Origin of the sequence: Photobacterium leiognathi (assembly GCF_030685535.1) — a bacterium.
Classification (GTDB): domain Bacteria; phylum Pseudomonadota; class Gammaproteobacteria; order Enterobacterales; family Vibrionaceae; genus Photobacterium; species Photobacterium leiognathi.
Map to the genome: position 1 here is coordinate 403,043 of NZ_CP131599.1, position 20,413 is coordinate 423,455.

The following is a 20,413-nucleotide window of genomic DNA, read 5'->3' on the forward strand; positions in this document are numbered from 1 at the left end:
CTATAAGCCATTTATTTTAAACGCATGTTGTAAATTAAATGGTAGATTGAACGGTGCAGTATTACGTAATCGGTAGCGTTCAGTACTGTTAACCTTGCTTACTGTCTCTAGTGTTTCTTGGCTATATAGTGGCTTGTTTTCATCAATAAAAGCCAGTAGTTCCGCATTGTTGCCTGTTGATGCCGTATGTTTGATAAGATTGAGTGCATGCTTTGCGTAGGCATCATACATACAGGTTTCCATTGCTTTAATATTAAGATATTGAAGTAACTGCTTTTTCTCTTCGTTAGTAAATTTATCTACCCCATCAGCATCTAAATATAAATTAATTTTATTATTGCTCTGAATATCATTACAGCGTTGTTGGTAGTAACGAATATCATTAAGGCTATCAGTCAAATCTGCTTTAACAGTTAAACTGAATAATGAAATAAATATAGGGAATATATAATTATTAATATGCTTCAAATAAAATAATCCAAGATATATAAACGGTCATTTTGTTCTGTTGAAACGTTAAATAGTTCCCATTGTTAATGGAACCAACGTGAAGGTTGATAGTAAATCTTCCTGATGATATATCACAATGTTTGTTGTTATTGATAGAAATAAAAGTGTTTCAAAATGTGTTGTTATTATCAATTTTAGCTATAAAAAGTGAAAAAAATATCGTTTTATGCTCAAAAAGTGAATATTTCATGCATTGATTAAATTATTAAATTGTCACGATTAAAGATGTTGTTTGTGTTGTTTCCGTTAAAAGTTAAACATTGGGTTAACTTTTATGGACTATGTAATAGCAGTAAGGAAACATAGTGAATACATTTCAAAAAAACTTTAAGTTGATTGATAAGCCAACGTTTTTCGGAGCGTTAGCTATGTTGATCTCAGTGGTTGTGCCACTGATCTTATTCCCAGAGCAAGGTGCAACTTGGATTGCAACAGCTAAGACCTTTATGACGGATAAACTAGGTTTCTTATACCTAGCATTAGGCTTAGCCGCTGTGTTCTTTATGGTGTACATTATTTTCTCTGATATCGGCCAAATTAAGCTGGGTGATGCAGATGAAGAGCCTGAATTTAAAACAGGTTCTTGGGCTGCTATGCTGTTTTGTGGTGGTATTGGTGCAAGTATCCTTTACTGGGGTGCTATCGAGTGGGCATATTACTACCAAAGCCCTCCATTCCAGTTAACACCTGGAAGTGAAGAAGCGGTTCGTTGGGCTGCAACTTACGGTGTATTCCACTGGGGTCCTGTTGCTTGGGCTATCTACCTTATGCCAGCTGTGCCAATTGCTTATTTCTTCTATGTTCGTAAGCAGCCTGTATTGAAAGTATCTGCAGCTCTAATGCCTGTTATTGGTGAAGCGCGTAGTTACGGTTGGACAGGTAAAATCATTGATGTGCTTTTCATCTTTGGTCTACTTGGTGGCGGTGCAACGACACTAGGTCTAGCTGCTCCTCTTATTACTGAAGGTGCAAACTACCTGTTCGGCACACCGAAAAATACTGAAACTCAAATTTTTGTTCTACTTATTTGTACAGCAATTTTCGGTTACTCAGCGTATGCGGGTATGGAAAAAGGCATCAAGATCCTAAGTAATATTAACTTCTGGGGTGCGTTAGGTTTACTGGCGTTTATCTTGGCTGTTGGTCCTACTATTTTCATGCTGGAAACAGGTTTAGATTCACTAGGCCGTATGCTATCTAACTTCTTCGTGATGGCAACATGGGCAGAACCATTCGGCGGTTACGGTTCATTTGAAGACACGCACTTCCCACAAGATTGGACAATCTTCTACTGGGCATGGTGGTTAGTGTTTGCACCAAGTATGGGTCTGTTTATCGCACGTATCTCTCGTGGTCGTACGATTAAGCAGATGGTAGCTGGCTCTATCTTCTTCGGTTCAATGGGTTGTTTCCTATTCTTCATGGTACTGGGTAACTTTGGCTTATCGCTACAGCTATCGGGTCAGTTAGATGTGGTGTCTATCCTGAATGCAGAAGGAGCAACAAAAGCAATCTTCTCTATTCTAGAACAACTACCATTTAGTATTGTTGTGATTGCTGTATTCACACTACTGTGTTTGATCTTTACAGCGACAACGTTTGACTCAATCTCATACATCTTGGCATCTGTTGTACAAAATGACGTAACAGAAGAGCCTATGCGTTGGAACCGTCTGTTCTGGGCTTTCGCAATGTCATTCATGCCATCGGTATTGATGTTCATGGGCGGCTTAGCAACACTGCAAACAGCGGCAATTGTAGGTGGTCTACCACTGCTATTTATCACTGTAATGCTAATGATTTCAGCGGTTAAAGCGGCATCACTAGACTTAAGTCACCAAGAAGGTTACGAAGATCCAGTGATTAACATTGAAGATTTACCAGATGTTGATCCATGGTCAAAAGAAGGTATGGCGCTAGCGAAGTTTGAGCAACTAAAAGATGTGGCTATTGAAGCTGCGGATGCTGAGCGTGATGCACTGAATGCTATCTGGAAGATCAAGAAGCAAATTCGTGCTGAGGCATTAGCGCGTGGTGATAGCGGTGCTGATGTAGGTGAAGTGCCTGCTGAGTTAGCGGAAGAGTTACACCGCCTAACGACAGAAGCGATGACGGCGAAAGAAACCAAACTTGAAGCCTCTGAGCAAGCTCAAGAAGCGCGCATTGTTTTCAACGATATCATGAAAGAAAAAGAACAAGCAGCAATGACAGAAGTAACAGCCTCTTAATCATTGCGAAATAATTAAAAAGCGATCCCTCGGGATCGCTTTTTTGTTTTTGGCTGATAGGGAATTAACTGATAACTTTATCACTTATAAAGGTGGTACTATGCTTGTTGTACCGTTAACTTCGGCTTAGTGTATAACTACTTAATAATCAAAACTGATATCTTAACGATGATGCTTTATAGCTAGAGTATTGTTGTGAATATTAAGCTGCTATTGTGATTTATAGGGAGTGTTAATTAATGCGTAAAATGGATAAGAAGCGCGATAATACAATTGTTGCTGCGTTAACTCAGGTCTGCCATGCCGCTCAAGAAGAAGGCAATGGTTTTCAATGGCTAACCCATACGGTTAATTATCAGAATTTCCCTGATAGTTTAACAGTGGTATGTGTCTATGATGAGTTACCAGCGGAAAGCGTCAAAAGTGCGATGTGTTGTTTGATTCAATCTACATTAGCTAAACAGGCGATATCACTGCTAAATCCTGCTCGTCAAATTCAATTTAAGCAACAAACGTCAAAATAATCCTCGTGTGGAAAATATTCAACGCTAGTTTGGCTATCGGATTGGTGGCTGAAAGATCATTAGCGTCATAAATTTGGCTCTGGTTACAACTCTAATGTAACAGCGTCAGCTTATCTTGTGATTTTGTCTTACCCCTTGCGTTCTGTCTTTAAAAAAGGCGGGTTAGGTTGCGATGTAAAAATACGCTCGCAATACTGCAAACGTATATCAGCGATAAAATTGTCCCTATATTGATGTGTAGAACGCTTATGTTTCAGCTTTTTCACGTTTATTAATGGGGAGAGATTTTATCTACTTGTCCATCTATTGAAATCAAGGATGATAAAAATGCTGAGATCTAACCCAGCGAAAAAAGTAGCTTTTATTACTTTATTATCTGCTTCAATGGGCTTGTTTACTGCCAATGTTGCAGCACAAGAGCAACCCTTTGAATTAGGTGTCACTAAAGTCAGTAATGGTGATGTGGTTTCCTATCAAGGGGAGTGTTTTAAAGCCAAAAACAGCCCTGGCACATGGGAAGCTCCAAAATCAGGCTCATGGTTTTGGGATCAAGTCACTTGTTCTAACGATACGGTTGAACCGCCTGTTGAACCGGAGCCACCTATTTTAGAGCCAGAACCTCCGGTAACAGAGCCTGAACCACCAACTACAGAGATTCCATCAGATATTACTCCATTTGTATTGGGTGAAACCCGCGTTGCTAATGGTGACGTAGTGTCGTATCAACAACAGTGTTATATCGCTCAAAATAACCCTGGGGTTTGGGAAGCACCTAAAGCAAACTCTTGGTTCTGGAAGTCAACAAATTGTGGCAGTACAACTGAGCCACCACTGACATGTACCTTGCCTGAAGTCTTAATTGATAATCAATGTGTGATCCCACCAGTAGAATGTCCTGATGGTAGCAGCGCGGCAACAGCAGAAGAGTGTCCAGTTATTCCACCAGTTACTTGCCCTGATGGCAGCACAGCCGATTCTGTTGAGCTTTGTCCGCCAGCAAAAGTTGTCTGTGACGATGGCTCTGTTGTTGATGACATTGCGCAATGTCCTGTAACCCCTGTGACGTGTCCTGATGGTTCAACTGCAAACAGTGTTGCTGATTGCCCCGTGACGGAAGTACCAACCTCAATGACAGTAACCTCAGATGGCAAAGGCGGTTATTTGATCCCTCGAGCTGAATTTGTGGCGATTGAGAAAAGTCTAACCAGTGGTGAGTTATTTGATCTTGTACGTTCAGATACCGTGACATTAGATAATGCTTCAGTTGAAGCAGTTCTACCATTACGTGCAGCGAACCCTGAAAATGTGAAACGTGCAGAATCGATTGTTGATGAAGCGTTATGGGAGTTCTTATTCCCAATTCGTAATCCAGCTTATACCTACAATCGTTTCCTACAAGCTATTGCCAAGTTCCCAGCATTTTGTCGAACTTATACTGATGGACGTGATTCATTAGCCATTTGTAAGCGTTCACTAGCGACGATGTTTGCCCACTTTGTACAAGAGACTGGGGCGCATGCACCGAACTGGGAAGGCGCATTAGGTAACCCTGAATGGCGTCAAGGTCTGTACTATGTACGTGAAGTGTATAAGTCAGAAAGCGATACCACAGGTCCTTACAACAAATGTACTGGATGGGCAGGGGAACGTTGGCCTTGTGCGAACAAGAGTTACTTTGGTCGTGGTGCTAAACAGCTAAGTTGGAACTATAACTATGGTCCATTTTCTGAAGCGATGTTTGGCGACAAAATGGTACTGCTTGAGAAACCAGAGCTGGTGGCTGATACATGGCTAAATCTAGCGTCGGCTGTGTTCTTCTATGTCTATCCGCAACCACCAAAACCAAGCATGTTGCATGTGATTGATGGGACATGGCAGCCAAATGCGGCAGATAAAGCCAATGGTATTGAACATGGCTTCGGCTCGACTATTCAAATCATTAACGGTGCATTTGAATGTGGTAAAGGTTCGACGACGGCACAAGCCAAAGCACGTATTGCATACTATAAAGAGATCACTAGTTACCTCAACCTTGATATTTCTGGCGAGAAACTTGATTGTGCTGATATGAAAGCCTTTGATACTGCAGGAGCTGGCGCACTAGAAGTGTACTGGGATAAAGATTGGGGTTGGGATGCTAACACCCCGGGTAATCACAGCTTTAAATGTAAGTTAGTAGGTTATCAAACCGCTTACAGTGCATGGAGTGCGGGTGATTATGAACTATGTGTTGAAGACAACTTCAACGTACAAGCAACTGATGCTAACGGTGAAATTATACCAAAATAATCATCAGAGTTAGTTGATATAACAAAGCCCACAACAGTGTTCGCTATTGTGGGCTTTTTAATCATCTTACTGTTACTGCAAGTGCTTCTTTTTTATAACCAGCCTTTACGTTTGAAGTAAAGATAAGGCGCAAGAGCTGCCAATACCATCAATAGCAAGGCATACGGATAACCCAGTTCCCAGTGCAACTCTGGCATAAATTCAAAGTTCATCCCGTAGCTTGATGCTACCAATGTTGGCGGTAGAAATACCACCGATACCACAGAGAAGATCTTGATAATACGGTTCTGCTCGATATTGATAAAACCCATTGCCGCATCCATTAAGAAGTTCACTTTCTGGAATAAGGATTCGTTGTGTGGCAAGAGTGATTCAATATCACGTAGCACTTCACGGGCTTGTTCTAATTCATTCGCAGGTAAGCGTGCTTTGCGGACTAAGAAACTTAACGCGCGTTGGGTATCCATTAAACACAAACGGATTTTCCAGCCTGCATCTTCTTGTTCAGCGAGATTAGCTAAGGCTTTGTCAAAATGTTCGCCCGGTTTTCCACCTAAAATTACCTTGCCGATAGCTTCTAAATCGCTGTAAATGTCTTCAATAACATCTGCAAGTTGCTCGATTTTTGTTTCAAATAAATCAAGTAACAATTCATATGCACTGCCTTGTTGTAAACGCTGAGTGCGGGCACGCATACGGTACAAACGAAACGCAGGTAATTCACGTTCACGTAGGGTAAATAAACGACCATCACGAATGGTAAATGCTACGGTCGCATTGCTAACGTAATCTTCAATATCTTCATAGTAGAAGAACGAGTGAATATGTAAGCCATCTTCATCTTCGAAAAAACGCGCACTGGCCTCAATGTCTTCAAGTTCAGGACGAGTCGCAAGGCCTTGTCCTAGTTCTTGTTGAACGCGCTCTCGTTCTTCTTCATTGGGTTCGATAAGATCAACCCATAACGCCGATGAAATAGGATCTTGGGCTTCTAAATCCAAACGTTGTAAACGGTAATCGTTTAATTTATATGCGTTCAGCATGTCTCATATCTCCACTAGTGGTGATGATACCAACAACGCTTTACAACACAATTTGAAGCTAGATCAACGCAGCTTCTACCAATACAAAACTGGAATAATAAGATTTAAATAGAAGCAACAGGCAGAAGGAGATGTGCATGCTGGCAGTTAAACACTGTCAACGCACACGCATAAGCAGGGGAGGACAGATTAACAGGAAAAAATCTCATTCCAGTATCGACTGGGAGTGTTCAAAGCGGTGTCCTCTCAAATAATGGTGGGCGCATGTTACGCCCGACAGAAAAAGACTTCAACTTACGGTATTGCAACATTAGATTTGCTCATTAAGTGTTATACCCAAGTGACTTCAAGGTACTAGGTTCAGCGAGAATACCTTGGTTTGTAGACTAGGAGACGATTTGAAGATCTAGTGGCTCTAAATCAAAAATAGTCGACAACGAGTACAAGCCAAGGAAACTCGCCCTTTGGGAACATGTCACAGCACCGATTTCTGTGTCACGCAACTTGGAAATAGACAACTATTACACTTCGTTGCTTTCCTTGAACTCGACGCTGTGACAAGTTCTGAATTCCGTAACTTGAAGTCGCTTGGGTATATAACAAAGACTTATTCATGTCTGATTAAGGGTAATTGATAGTTCAATTAACTAATCACTGATCCAATTATAATGAGCTTTTGTTATTTAGCCTGCTTAATTGCAGAAACGAGACTGAGGAAGCGTATTAGGCGGCATACCGCATTTATAGCAGATACAAAAATGCCAGCGTAATGCTGGCATTGATGCGTTTATTTAGTTTGAACGACGTTATTTAACTACAAGCGCTCTTTTACTAACGGAAGAAGCTGATCATAGGGTAGGTAACCGGGTATCAGTTGATCATCAATAATCATAGCGGGTGTGCCTTGAACACCAAGTTTAAGCATTAATTGATAGTTCTTTGCTGACATTTCCATCGCACGATCAACATCTTTTAGATCTTGAGTAACCTCTTCTTTTTGAGCCACTTTAGTGATTGAACGAAGGTTATGAATACCTGGTTTGCTATAAAGCATTTTTTCGACACTGTTGAACTTATCTGGATTATTTTTCCAAACGTTTAAAGCAAATGTCGTTGAATTAACAGGATTGCCTTTTTCTTTTAGTGGCACATAGATATTCACGATTCGAATTTTGTCAGGATATTCACTAACAAGCTTACGAAGTTCTGGATCTAACTTTTTGCACCATGGACAGCTTAAGTCAGTAATCACTGCAATCGTCAGTTTAGGCTGTTTAGCGCCATATGAAGGATGATCTGGATTTGCATAGATAAAATCATGGTTCTTTTTCAATGTAAGAGACAAACCTTCCTGCTGTTGTAAGTACATGACCAAGTTATTATGCAGTCCTGCAATGATGTCCGGGTGTGCATTCAGTATTTTATTGATGTCTTGTAATTGTTCCTGTTGAGTCATAGCAAAACTCATTGGAGCAAAAAGCAATGATGCCATTAGGGATACGATTAATTTAAATTTCATGAAGAGTCCTATTTAATATTTGCCAGCCACATACGGCCTAAGATGCCCATTGGGGTGGTTAATCCAGAGGTAGTGCTTTTAACTTCTCCGTCTTTTAAGACGATGAGTGTTGGAGCAACTTGAACTCCCCAGTCTCGTGATATTTGATTATTGGCGTCATTAATGGTGCTGAAATGGTAACCTTTTGCCTTCATATAGCGTTGAACGCGATGATCATCACCTGAATTAAAAGAGATCCCAACAACGGAATAGTCATCACTGAGCCAGTTAACGATTGGGGTGACGAATTTGCATGCGACACACCATGTAGCCCAAAAATACACTAATACTGCTTTATCTTTGTTTTGCTCTATTACATCAATGTGTTGCCCATTAAGCGAAATACCTGCAGTTACTGGCGTCTTTTCAATAGGAATATCACTTGTTCTCACCATATCGATAGCTTGGATCATGACAAACACGAAGGTGAACAACGCAATATACTCTTTTAGCTTGGATGGCTTTTTCTTGTCTTTAAACATTACTGACCTCCCGCTTTTTTTATCGCGTTACGAACCGCATCTTCCGTGAGTATCACAGGAAGCTCGATGCCTGCTGGTGCATTTGGGCCATAAACAATATTGAATGGCACACCAAAGCGACCATGATCTTGTAGGAAGGTAGTGACTTTCTTACTAGGCACTGTCCAATCACCACGCATTGGAACAATGTTGTCACTTAGTAGTGTGCTGTACACTGGCTCTCTCAATAAAACTCCGAGCTTGTTTGCCTTACAGGTGACACACCAATCAGCGGTTAAATCGACAAACACCACGTTTCCTGCGGACACATAATCATTGATCGCTTGAGTTGATAACGCTTCCCAAGCAGGCTCTGGCGGTAGGAGTTTTGACTCTCTTTGATTTATGAAAGAGGCTCCTATTGTTAGCCCGATAATAATTGAGCAAAGGATGACGGCATGTCGATAACCATGAACCAGCCAAACTCGGATCAGCATTGCTCCAAATACCGTCACACTTGCTACGTAAAGCCATACTTCTGATAGGTGACTTTTCAGTAAGCTAAGCAGCCAAATACTGGTTATCAGCATCATTGCACCAAAAAGATACTTAACGTTATTCATCCATATACCCGGCTTAGGTAGCGCCAAGGCGATTGAAGGAAATATTGAAACAAGTATCCAAGGTAGTGCCATACCGATAGCAAGCGCTGTGAAGATCACAAACATGGTTGGAATGTCAGTAGCTAAAGCAAATGCGACAGCTGTTCCCAAAAAAGGCGCAGAGCATGGCGTAGCTAATAGCGTTGCAAACATTCCTTGAACTATGTGACCGAAATAGCTGTTATCACCTTTTGATGCCATCCATGTATTAGTGTTAGATGACAGCCGAATTTCAAAAAGACCTAACATGTTAGCGCCAAAAAGTGCTGTTATGATGAACATAGCCCCCAGAAACCAACCATTTTGAAATTGGATTCCCCAGCCTATGACGCTACCAGTGACTTTTAATAGCATTAGGCAAAGAGCAATTAACCAAAATGACAGTAAGATCCCTGTTGAAGATGCAAGAAATTGAAAGCGAATTTGTCGTTTTTCAAGTCCTCTCGCTTCGATAACGCTACCAAGTTTCATTCCAAGAACTGGAAAAACACATGGCATGACGTTCAATATCAAACCACCAACTAGTGCTAAGAGCATCATGTGAGCGATAGGTTTGTGTATAGCTTGTCCTGCTGTTACTAATGCGGCTTTTTCGGCAATAAAGCTTCCATCTTTAAAACTAAGAAAGATGTTTTCATTGAGCAGATTTGGTTCGTTCATCCAACTACTAACGCTGAAAGTAGCAGTGAGTGTTTGCCCTTTTATATCGATATCTGGCTTAGAGAAAGTGGCGTCTTGTATCTGATCTGACTTTCCATCAATAAGTACATCTGGGTGAGTCCATCCTATTTGATGATTCGCAGTGACGATGAGTTTAGATTGTGCTTTGTCCCACTTGGCTTCTACATTCTCAATGAGTGGAGAGTCTTTTGGCACCTTACTCATTGCGCGCGCGTAAGTCAGCATTGCTTTGTCGTTCGAGATGAGATCATTCGGAACAAAGCGGATCTTTATTGGAAAGTCAGTGAGAACACAGATAGAAGTGCATGACGAAATAGTCAGCGTTGCATTAAGCGCAACGGGCTTGGATAGCTCCTCAACATGCAACACCATAGGGAATGTGATGTGACGTTTATACCCAAGGGTATTTATGTTAAGCAGACTGAAATGCTCGGGGAATGACCAAAACCAATCAACATAATGAAGGTTGGTAGAATTATCCCATGTCATTTTCGGTGCGATACCACCTTCTCCGGGACTTCGCCAATATGTATGCCAACCCTCATCTAGCTCTACCTCTAAATAAGCGGCAACGGTTTTGGTTTGTTTATCGACTTGTCCAGTGATGACAAAGTTAGTTTTAATGTATGGATGTGTTTGGTCTGTCATCCAGCCAGTACTTAGCGCTGTATCAAGACCAGTAGCGTGAGTATTTAAGCTTAGGGTGCTGCCAAATACGATGCACAGCAAAGCTGCCATGTGTAATAGCGTATTAAATTTTCACATTGTATGTCCTTAGAAATTGATTATTAATGTTTTAGTGACATCAATTTCTCATTCTCTAAAGACGCAAATTTGTAGATGGGTTCGCCTACCTTTTGCAAAGATCGGCTCTGTAAATGGGGGAAAGTAGGGCGGGCTACTTGTTAGTAAGATGACGATGGCTATGAAAGCCAAAAACGACACAATGACGTGGTGATTATCGAGCTGATGTTGATCAAAGTTGATGAGGTGTTCAGACAAATGACACTTGTCGTTAGCTTCTGAGTTTGAACTATTATCGAGATTAGAGTCACTGCCATCAGTTGAAATAATAGTACTTTGATTGTTGTCTTGAAACTGCGTTTTACAACCGCGGAAGATGTTCATATTGGTCGCTAAACAAATACAAATAACCCAACCCACTATAAATAGTGCGCTCTTGCTTATTCGTTGTTTGTTATAAAACTTGAACATCGTTGTTGTGACCATTTACCTCTATTAGGGGAGAAATATGCACGTTAGATATCGTGATTGCAAATATTTCTTGGGATCTGTTGGTTGTAATTAGTGTTGATTATTCAAAAGGATACATTCATTCATCAAGCTATGACTCAAGCTGTATAAACATATAGAGCAGATACAAAAATGCCTTTCTCTTAAATGGTTAACCATCAAGAAAAAGGCAATAGTTATTTACAGTTTATAACGCTTAATCAGTAACTTATTCTTTACCGAATACGTTATTTTCTTGCTCTTGTACGCGAATGAAAGTTGTGCGCTTCGTTAGCTCTTTAAGCTGCGCTGCACCAACATAAGTACATGTTGAGCGAACACCACCCATGATGTCTTGGATTGTGTTTTCAACTGGGCCACGGTAAGGAAGTAGAACTGTTTTACCTTCAGCTGCACGGTATTTCGCAACACCACCTGAGTGCTTGTCCATTGCGCTTTGGCTAGACATACCGTAGAACTTCATAAACGTTTTACCGTCTTGCTCGATCAATTCACCGCCACTTTCATCGTGTGCAGCTAGCATACCACCAAGCATAACGAAGTCAGCACCGCCACCGAAGGCTTTAGAAACGTCACCTGCACATGAACAACCACCATCACCGATGATACGACCACCTAGGCCGTGCGCAGCATCTGCACACTCGATGATTGCTGAAAGTTGAGGGTAACCAACGCCTGTTTTTACACGTGTTGTACATACAGAACCAGGGCCAATACCTACTTTAACAATGTCAGCGCCTGCAAGGATTAACTCTTCAACCATGTCACCAGTAACCACGTTACCCGCACTGATCACTTTGTCTGGGAATGCTGCACGTACTTTTTCTACGTACTCAACAAGGTGTTCAGAGTAACCGTTAGCGATATCAATACAGATGAAGATAAGATCATCTGTTAGCGCCATGATGTCTTTTGTTTTTTGGAAATCAGCGTCAGAAGTACCAGTAGAAACCATGGCATTCTTTAGAACAGAAGCGTCGTTTTGAGAAATGAAGTCAGCCCATTGTTCAACAGTGTAGTGTTTGTGAACGGCTGTCATTACGTTGTGCTTAGAAAGGGCTTTAACCATTTCAAAACTACCAACAGAGTCCATATTAGCCGCAATAATTGGTACACCAGACCATTGACGACCACTATGTTTGAATGTAAACTCGCGGGTTAATTCAACTTGAGAGCGGCTTTTCAAAGTAGAACGTTTTGGACGAAACAGTACATCTTTAAAACCTAATTTCAAGTCTTGTTCGATACGCATGGTTATTCCTTAAACTTATCTATCGAATATGCTCAACGAAGCATTTACTGGCAGGTAAACGTTTTCGCCTAATGAGCAGGCACAAAAAAACCGGAGCGTTGGCAGACGCTCCGGTTTTCAGCATTATAGGAAGTAAATTCTTAAAAACAACCCTATAAATGTAAATAAATATGTCTTAAAGAAAATAAATTATGATAAAAGCAGGATAAGTTTTCATCATAATAGTGTTTTTTATAAACTTTTCGCTTCCATTCTCAGGAAATCTTTGCATAATTTCCTTCAAAGTCAGTACTGACAAAAACAATATTTAAAATTATTCGTATCTTTAGAATGAGAAGCTATTCTTAATAGATGGGTGATTCTCATGCTTTATTTTTCTACGAAGTGTTGTGGGAAGGTTTAATTTGTTGAAGAAAAGAAAGATAAGAAAGATTTTCCCACTGGATTTCTATGGGGAAGATGGTAGCTGGCGCTTCATTATTCGGGCAGAGCAGCCTGAAGAGATCATTGATGCAATGTACTGGCGCGCATACATTTCTTGTCATCGTAAAGACTTCGATTTGTTACACATGGCATCTGATAAGTTTAACTACAAATACAACTACTCATCGTCAGACTCTTCTGAATTACATTATGGTTTAGGCGGCACACCACTGCGTGTAAACATGATGGGGCCGATTGTATTGATGTCTACGATTCGTGAAAAGTTGCTTCAGCCTGAAACGGATGAGATCGATATGAAGATCCATGCTGTTGCTTAAAAAGTTGTGATAAAAGTAGATAAAAAAGTTAAATAGCAATAAGTTATTTAACCTTTTTTCGTTTTTAGGCATGTAAAGTTTTACTGTTTTTCAAGGAGCTGTTGTTGGTATTGCAGTGGAGTGATCCCACGGTTACGTTGAAACGCTTTGGTAAAACTCTGGACGTTTTTATAACTTAAATTGGCGGCGATTTGCTCAATAGGTAATGCTTGCTGCATGTATTTAATCGCGATGTTACATAAAACGTAGTTAGTGGTGTCGGTGAATGTCCAGCCAAAGTGATGCAGTCGGCGCTGTAGTTGTTGTTTTGATAACGAGAGTTGCTCGGCGATAAATTCAAGATTTGGGTATTGGTAATAGCGCGAATAGTTGATCAACTCAAACATCAATTTAGCTGTGTCAGCAGGTTGTGGCATGTTAAGAAAGTCATCTAACTGTAAATTAGACACTAACATTGGTTTGGTTGATTTGGGCGGTTGATTATTAGAGGCGCCTAATATCGACATGGGTAACCAAACTTGTGTTTTAGGCGCTCCCCAGCGGATAGGACACTGAAAAAATTCCGCAATCTTCTCAGAGCGTATTTCCTGCGCATTGATCTCTATTTTAAGTGGTGAGAAACCCTCTCCCATGTAATCACGTAAGGTCTGCGTGAATAACACAGCGACACGCAAATGATCGTGCCTACTGCCTTTGCCTTTTGAGTAAGGGTTCTCATAAGTCCATTTGATGATTTTGCCTGATAGTTCGCTATGGTAAGACGCCCCACTTTGTAAGCAAGATAAGCCATAGTTGATGCGTCGTAAGGCAAGAGGCAGATCTGGACAGCTTAAATACCATTCTCCTAATCCCCCCATTGAACTAAATGTCATTTGATCAGCGAGCGTGATCATATAACTCGGATCATTGGTGAGCTCTTCAATGCGATCTAACCAGAATAAATAATCCTTAAAAGGGATAAGAGACATGCTCTCTCGGATTAATAGTTCAGGAATATCAAGCTGTTGGAGGGATAAGCCATAGTGTTTTTGAATGGCGTAATCCAGCGGTTTGATAAACAAGGTTCTAATAAAAGCGATATCTAACATTTCTTTTCCTTAGACAGCAAACATTATTCATTAGATAGGATATATCAAAAATAGACTTATTTTGATGTGTTTGGTCAATAGTTGTTTATGTTGGCAAAAAAACGCTTACAGTTGATTAACGTAATAACAACTAACCAATTGAATAAAAATAATTATTTAGTTAGCTGGAGAATTTAATGAGTCTATTTAGTATGCCATTTTCAGGCACAAGCGTAGATACAGCACTGCATGTTGTTGCAAGTGTTGTGATGTTGGGAACCATTGCTGCAATCGGTATTGGCTTTTGGAAATTCCACGAATTACCTATTCATAAAGCAGCAAGTAAAGAACACCATCAAATAGGACTCATTACTGCGCTCACTTGGATAGGCTTTATATGGCATTGGGTGTGGGTTCTTGCTGTGATCATTGCTTTTGTCGACGGTGAACAAGCATTAAGACGTCTACGTGATATTTGGCATACTGATCATCCTAATAACGTTAATAAAAATGAATCAGCATCAGTAACGACACAGAAAAAGCAATTAACAGAGGAGCAGACAAATGCTTGAGGGTTTAGCGGTATGGGCACTGTTTATTTATCTGCTTCGTTTGGCTGGTATGCCATGGAATAAGTTTACTAAAGCATTTGCGTACATTGGTGGTGGTAGCTGGCTGGTATTTGTATGGTATGGCTTGATCACGTACGCACCAATGGATCTTTCTGGCGGCTCATTAGTGCAGTCGCCACATATTCAATTACGACCTGCGGCAAGTACCATTAAAGGGCATGTAAATGAAATTTATGTGGAGCCAAATAGCCAAGTAAAAGAAGGGGATTTGGTGTACGAGCTTGATGCAGAACCTTATCGTATTGCTTTGAATAAAGCACAAGCGAGCTTGGCATCAGCAGAAGTTGCTTTAAGTATTGCAAAAGAAGATGTTGAAATGGCGCAAGCTGGTTATCACGCCGCTAATAAAGACATTGAAATTGCCCACAATCAGCTTGCTGCAGCAAATGAAGATTACAAGCTGAAACAAGCGATGTTAAATCGCTACATTAAACAAAATAGTGTGGTTAATCATACTATTACCCAAAGTAAATTAGATGAGCAGCGTACCGCCGTAGAAGTGGCAAAATCACAGAAAATCATGCTGACATCGCAAATTGATAAATCTGAAATTGCGGTTAAACAGAAACAACTTGCGTTAGACAAGGCGAAATTGGCGGTAAATAGCCGTGAAGTTGATGTTAAAACCCAGCAAGAGAATGTAGCAAAGGCTGAGTGGGATCTTAAAAATACTAAGGTCTATGCACCAACAGATGGATACGTAACGAACTTTATTATGCGTGAAGGACAGTTTGTTGGTTCAGTACCTCGTATTCAAATGTATACCAAAGAAAAGTATGTGTTGATGCGTGTTAATCACCAAGCGATCCGTAATGTGAAGCCGGGACAAATGGCAGAATTTGCAACTGCTGTTTACCCAGGAAAAGTCTTTGCTGCTGAAGTGGAAGGCATTGTTGAAGCAACCGACGAATCTCAAGGTAATTTGATTGGTCGTGAAACCAATGTTCGCCAAACGACAGGTGCCAATATGGCAAATAAACACCACTTTGTTCGTTTGAAAGTGCTTGAAACAGAAGGCTATGATATTCCGGTAGGCTCTGTGGGCATTGGTTGGATCAGTGCTGAAAAGCCGATTAGTTTTATGGGCTTTTTGGATGTGGTACGTGGGATCATTATTCGAATGAAAGCGCAAATCTTCTACGTTTGGTCAATGTAAGTAATAACTTACTTTAATCCAAAGCCCGCCTTTATTGAGATAGAGGCGGGCTTTTTAATCTTGGCGAAGGTCATTTTTATTCGATATTGGTGTTGGGTAGCGTGTAACTATCCAGTAGGTTGAAAGAATAAAGGTGGTTAAAGTGACCATTTGAATAAAGGTTTTTCCTTGCTCTGAAATCATTCCGTTCATGATTGCTGTGTACGCCAATAGTAATGAAAACTCACTGGCTTGGCTTAATCTAGCGCTTAGCTCTTTATTGATAGGAGCCTTAGGCTCTGAAATAGCAAGTGCCTGATTAAATCCCCAAGCTTTGATCCGCACTAATGCGATACCAAAAATGATCCCCCATAAAGTGTAATAATCGCTTGCAAGTAAGTTGATATTGGCACCGACAGCAAAGAAGAAAAGGATCAGAAAAAATTCTCGAAGAGGCTTTAGGTGTAGTGCGATGACATTGGAGATTGGGCTAACGGCTAATAATGTACCCGCAATAAATGCGCCCGTTTCATACGATAAACCGACTCTATGGCTGATTTCAGCCCAAAAGAAGCACCATGCTAAGGTCGCAATAAAGCTATATTCTTGAATAACATCGAATTTTCTCATCAGCGGTAAGAGCAAAAACTTCACAGCTAAGTAAGCACTTACAATAATGATGATTAATTTGGCGAAGACGAAGAGGATCGCAAAGCCAATATTATGTTCACTATCGATATTTAACAGCAGTAAGACGCTAATGGCTAAAATATCTTGGATTAATAAGATACTTGTCATTATCTCACCAATACGTTGATGATGAAGCGTGGTAGTCGGTATTAATTTAAGCCCAATCACAGTACTGGAAAACATCATGGCGGCTGCTGCGATCAAGGCATCCGTTAAGGGTAAGCGGATCAATAGTGCAAATAGGAAAGTACAAATAAAGAAGAATAAGCTGCAAGCAAGAGTGATTAATGCACTTTCACGAAACAGTTTAAGTAAGCGTTGAGGCTGTAAGTTTAAGCCAAGTAAAAAGAGCAGTAATATCACCCCGATATGCCCCATTTGGGTAATATCGTTAGCATTGTTGATTAAGGCAATACCATAAGGACCTATTACAATACCTGCCACTATGTAGGCAATGATGATGGGCTGTTTTGCGTAAAGGAACAGGCTACCAATAGCTGCGGTACTGATCACGATGGCGCAAAGTTCAGAAATAATGGTATTGAGACTATCACCCATTGCACCTACCTTGCTTTACTAACTCAGTATCGCTTATTGAAGAATGATGTGATGATCAAAGCATAGTGGATATTGATAAATCCCGAAGACTGTTTTTTGAGAAAAGAAACCGATCGGATTCAATTACTTATAGATATTCAGCTAAATACCCTTCAAAAGACACATATACCCAAGTGACTTCAATATGCCTGATTCAGAGCGAAGTCACTGAGTTGAATTCAAGGAAGACAACGAAGCGGAATAGCGAGCTCTTTCCAAGTTGTCTGACGCAAGAAGTCGGCTCAGTGACACGCTCCCAAAGGGCGAGCGTCCTTAGCTCTCAGACTTTGTTAACGATTTTCAATGTAGAACCACTATATCTTCGAATCGTTGCCGCGCCTGAGCACTAAGGTCGTCTCGCTGAACACTGCATCTTGAAGTTACTTGGGTATATCAATGATGAGTAATGTGTCTTTGGTAGGTATTGCCGTTATATTGCTGGTGGTGAGTCAAACGCAATAACGTTTATATTGCATCAAAATATCTGCAATTAATTCAGGCTCAGATAGCCCATCGACTAAGTATGATTGTTGGTTATTTTTGATCATGACTTCAAGATGCGTTTGTTCATTATCCGCGTTCTTGTGAAGCTGAAGTGCATACTCGTATGGTTGATGTCTTTCGTTATCGATCACAAGGCGAATACGCCCATCAATACAATAAATATCGGTGTCATAGCCATCAGCGGCAAGCTGTTTACTGGCTTTGGTTAAGGCTGATTTTGCGATGGTATAAATATCGGCATGGGAAGATTGAACTGCCATATCTTGGCCCTCTGTACAAAAATGCTGTAGGACATTGGTTAACGTCCTGTCGCTGTCAGAAGATTCTATCGAGCAAAGACAAGGTGTTACCAACTAAAAAAATCAATCATTATCATCAGTTCTACTTATTGAAGTGTAAGTGAATATAACTATTTAACTCTTTGATTTATTGTTACTTTAAGCGTTTTCAATACACTTTCAGTAATAGTCAAAAGCAGATTTTTTTTATTATTTCATTTTAGTCTGAAATTTTAATCTCTGTTGCTACTATTGATAGGTCAAATAAATCCCGAATTCAACTTCGAAGTGCGACACTCTCTAATATCAAGCGGCCATTGCCATTTCTTTGAAAATAACGGCTGGTTGCTTGAATCCTAAAAACTTTTTAGGGCGATTGTTAATCCTTGATTGAGCAAACTGAATATCGTCATCCGTCACCGTTCTCAAGTCCGTCCCTTTCTTCACATATTGCCTTAGTAGACCATTAGCGTTTTCATTCGCTCCTCACTCCCTCACTCCTCACTCCTCACTCCTCACTCCTCACTCCTCGCTCCCACGAGCTATACGGGTGAGCAAAATACAAATCTGCATCCAGTGCCTCTGCGATCTCCTGATGGCCTCCGAACTCTCTTCCGTTGTCGGCAGTAATCGTATGTACGCAACCCTTGTATGGCATGAGCATGTCTATCGTCGCTTTCGTTACCTCGGCGGCCGATTTGGACGCTACCTTCTTAGCTAAATAGAATCGACTCTTTCGCTCTAAGATGGTGACGATTGCGCCAGTGCCGTGCATGCCTAATACAGTGTCAATTTCCCAGTCTCCAAACCGTTCTCGGTTATCGACAATCGATGCCCGCTCATCAATCGATATTGCATTTTTAATCATAGGAGCCTTCTCTTTCAGCCCTTTACGGTATCGCTTATGTCCTTGCCTTAAGTGGCGATAGAGCTTGCCACCTTGACGTTTGTCTTGAGCAACATAGCGATAAATCCATTCGTGGCTGATTGATGCTCCTGCTTTAGTCAGAACACTCGCAATTTGCTCAGGACTCCAATCTATGCTGATTAATAGACGGACAAATTCAACACGCTCAACAGGTATCCGATATTTATGAGCGGTCTTACGCCTGCTAACGGAAGACGCGTGAGCGTGCTTAGGGCAATATTGGTTATATATTCGGTTTCTTTTTAACTCACGATAAACCGTTGCACGATGGCACTTCACTTTTAGGGCAATTTCAGAGATTGAAATTCCCAGTTCCAAAAGGGTAGAAATCTGGTATCTTTTCCCCTCGGTCAACTGCTGATAACTCATGGTAGTACAGCTTGTTTCTTTGGCGAGAAGAGCGTACCACTTTCAGCAGTTGGTTTCCTCTTCTACGCCTTTCCATAAGTGTCGCACTTATTATCTGAAATCGGGGCTCAAAATTTATGTACAAATCCATCCAATCAAAATTAATATTAATCCAACAATCCAATTTAAGTTTACTCCTTGTAATATAGGAACAGAGGGAATAACAGTGGTACTTTGAATTGTTGACAATTTAAACTCCCAAGCTTTTTGAAATTCAGGGTTGGTTACTATCTTGTAAAGGTCTTTTCTGCTTCTATATCTTATAATGAAAATAGCGTCCCATTTTTCCTCAATAGCGGGTTGTGAAAAAGTATTGAGTGGTTTTGATACTAGAACTGGGTGGCAGCCATGCTTAAATAAAAGAGGGAAGACAACCTTAGCGTAATTTCTGTCTATACTTTCAAATGCTCCGATATCCTTATTTTCTAGTTTTTTGTCCTTAATAAGGTTGAGCATGTAAAACGCTTTTCCGTTGTCAGTTTTAGCAAAAAAATCAACCGCATTAGGATTAACAGTTGATTTAGTTTGATCTTCTACACGTTGCCCACTTAATGCTTTATATAAAACTTTTCCTTCTTCTTCGGTAAGTGATGAAATCCACCACCCATCATACCAGCAAGCAAAGCACAGAAATATAACTATCAGAGTTGTATATAGTATCATTGGAGTTTAATTATTATGTTAGACATTGTTGAAATGTTAATGTGATAGAATTAAATTTAACATTAATCCTAAAAGATTAATATCTTATCAGCATTCTGTTCAGGTAGTGCTCCATGCAAGGTCGTTTAGACTTCAAATAAATTAAATTCCTATAGCAAACTTTGGGGCAGACATGAATTGGCTAACATTGCATAATTCAATCTCTATCCGTAAAGAAACAGCGTGCCATATAAGAACAGAACTTTCTTTCACTTCATCCACATAAGCTTAGGTATTAACTATTAAAGT

General features: G+C 40.5%; 16 protein-coding genes and 1 pseudogene. 6 read left to right on the forward strand and 11 right to left on the reverse strand.

The features are described 5' to 3' along the window. On the reverse strand, positions 1 to 399 hold the full coding sequence (locus tag Q7674_RS01915) for a hypothetical protein (RefSeq protein WP_146146572.1): 399 nt from the start codon (positions 397 to 399) through the stop codon (positions 1 to 3). 416 nt (positions 400 to 815) lie between these two features. Between Q7674_RS01915 and Q7674_RS01920 the strand changes: the two genes are divergently transcribed. From Q7674_RS01920 to Q7674_RS01930, 3 genes are all read left to right on the forward strand, one after another. Then, positions 816 to 2,738 carry a BCCT family transporter gene (locus tag Q7674_RS01920; protein WP_305422398.1) on the forward strand — a complete coding sequence of 641 codons (1,923 nt, stop codon included), beginning with the start codon at positions 816 to 818 and terminating at the stop codon, positions 2,736 to 2,738. A 239-nt stretch (positions 2,739 to 2,977) separates the two neighbouring features. Further along, positions 2,978 to 3,262, forward strand: a complete 285-nt coding sequence (locus Q7674_RS01925; protein ID WP_045064078.1) for a hypothetical protein — start codon at positions 2,978 to 2,980, stop codon at positions 3,260 to 3,262. Positions 3,263 to 3,589: 327 nt separating this feature from the next. Continuing rightward, the gene (locus tag Q7674_RS01930; RefSeq protein WP_237156744.1) at positions 3,590 to 5,551 is read left to right on the forward strand and encodes a chitinase; all 1,962 of its coding nucleotides are present in this window, start codon (positions 3,590 to 3,592) and stop codon (positions 5,549 to 5,551) included. Positions 5,552 to 5,643: 92 nt separating this feature from the next. Here the strand turns inward: Q7674_RS01930 and corA are convergent, their stop codons facing one another. From corA to Q7674_RS01955, 5 genes are all read right to left on the reverse strand, one after another. After that, the gene (gene corA / locus Q7674_RS01935) at positions 5,644 to 6,594 is read right to left on the reverse strand and encodes a magnesium/cobalt transporter CorA (RefSeq protein ID WP_008988870.1); all 951 of its coding nucleotides are present in this window, start codon (positions 6,592 to 6,594) and stop codon (positions 5,644 to 5,646) included. Between the two features lie 814 nt (positions 6,595 to 7,408). Continuing rightward, complete coding sequence (locus tag Q7674_RS01940) at positions 7,409 to 8,113, reverse strand: DsbA family protein (RefSeq protein WP_045064076.1); 705 nt, start codon at positions 8,111 to 8,113, stop codon at positions 7,409 to 7,411. Positions 8,114 to 8,121: 8 nt separating this feature from the next. Beyond that, entirely contained in the window at positions 8,122 to 8,634 is a 513-nt protein-coding gene (locus tag Q7674_RS01945; RefSeq protein ID WP_045064075.1) for a protein disulfide oxidoreductase, read from the reverse strand. After that, the gene (locus Q7674_RS01950) at positions 8,634 to 10,694 is read right to left on the reverse strand and encodes a protein-disulfide reductase DsbD family protein (protein WP_052679879.1); all 2,061 of its coding nucleotides are present in this window, start codon (positions 10,692 to 10,694) and stop codon (positions 8,634 to 8,636) included. The genes Q7674_RS01945 and Q7674_RS01950 overlap by 1 nt, the downstream gene beginning before the upstream one ends. A gap of 724 nt (positions 10,695 to 11,418) precedes the next feature. After that, positions 11,419 to 12,462, reverse strand: coding sequence for a GMP reductase (locus Q7674_RS01955; RefSeq protein ID WP_045064074.1), 1,044 nt, complete (start codon positions 12,460 to 12,462; stop codon positions 11,419 to 11,421). Positions 12,463 to 12,869: 407 nt separating this feature from the next. Between Q7674_RS01955 and Q7674_RS01960 the strand changes: the two genes are divergently transcribed. Then, entirely contained in the window at positions 12,870 to 13,223 is a 354-nt protein-coding gene (locus Q7674_RS01960) for a hypothetical protein (protein ID WP_008988872.1), read from the forward strand. Positions 13,224 to 13,303: 80 nt separating this feature from the next. Here the strand turns inward: Q7674_RS01960 and Q7674_RS01965 are convergent, their stop codons facing one another. After that, positions 13,304 to 14,311, reverse strand: a complete 1,008-nt coding sequence (locus tag Q7674_RS01965) for an AraC family transcriptional regulator (protein WP_045064073.1) — start codon at positions 14,309 to 14,311, stop codon at positions 13,304 to 13,306. Positions 14,312 to 14,487: 176 nt separating this feature from the next. Here Q7674_RS01965 and Q7674_RS01970 point away from each other — a divergent pair, with 176 nt between their 5' ends. Together Q7674_RS01970 and Q7674_RS01975 are read left to right on the forward strand one after the other, a co-directional pair. After that, positions 14,488 to 14,862: a hypothetical protein gene (locus Q7674_RS01970; RefSeq protein ID WP_045064072.1), complete on the forward strand. Its 375-nt coding sequence runs from the start codon at positions 14,488 to 14,490 to the stop codon at positions 14,860 to 14,862. Next, the gene (locus Q7674_RS01975) at positions 14,855 to 16,078 is read left to right on the forward strand and encodes an HlyD family secretion protein (protein ID WP_305422404.1); all 1,224 of its coding nucleotides are present in this window, start codon (positions 14,855 to 14,857) and stop codon (positions 16,076 to 16,078) included. Before Q7674_RS01970 ends, Q7674_RS01975 begins: the two co-directional genes overlap by 8 nt. A 54-nt stretch (positions 16,079 to 16,132) precedes the next feature. Here the strand turns inward: Q7674_RS01975 and Q7674_RS01980 are convergent, their stop codons facing one another. The 4 genes and pseudogenes from Q7674_RS01980 to Q7674_RS01995 form a co-directional block, all read right to left on the reverse strand. Then, positions 16,133 to 17,305, reverse strand: coding sequence for a cation:proton antiporter domain-containing protein (locus tag Q7674_RS01980; RefSeq protein ID WP_045064070.1), 1,173 nt, complete (start codon positions 17,303 to 17,305; stop codon positions 16,133 to 16,135). A gap of 488 nt (positions 17,306 to 17,793) precedes the next feature. After that, on the reverse strand, positions 17,794 to 18,108 hold the full coding sequence (locus tag Q7674_RS01985) for a hypothetical protein (protein ID WP_008988877.1): 315 nt from the start codon (positions 18,106 to 18,108) through the stop codon (positions 17,794 to 17,796). Between the two features lie 324 nt (positions 18,109 to 18,432). Beyond that, a pseudogene (locus Q7674_RS01990) lies at positions 18,433 to 19,423 on the reverse strand (IS30 family transposase). A gap of 114 nt (positions 19,424 to 19,537) precedes the next feature. Continuing rightward, a complete protein-coding gene (locus Q7674_RS01995; RefSeq protein ID WP_045064651.1) occupies positions 19,538 to 20,125 on the reverse strand; it encodes a hypothetical protein in 588 nt (195 codons plus the stop codon). Positions 20,126 to 20,413: the final 288 nt, after the last annotated feature.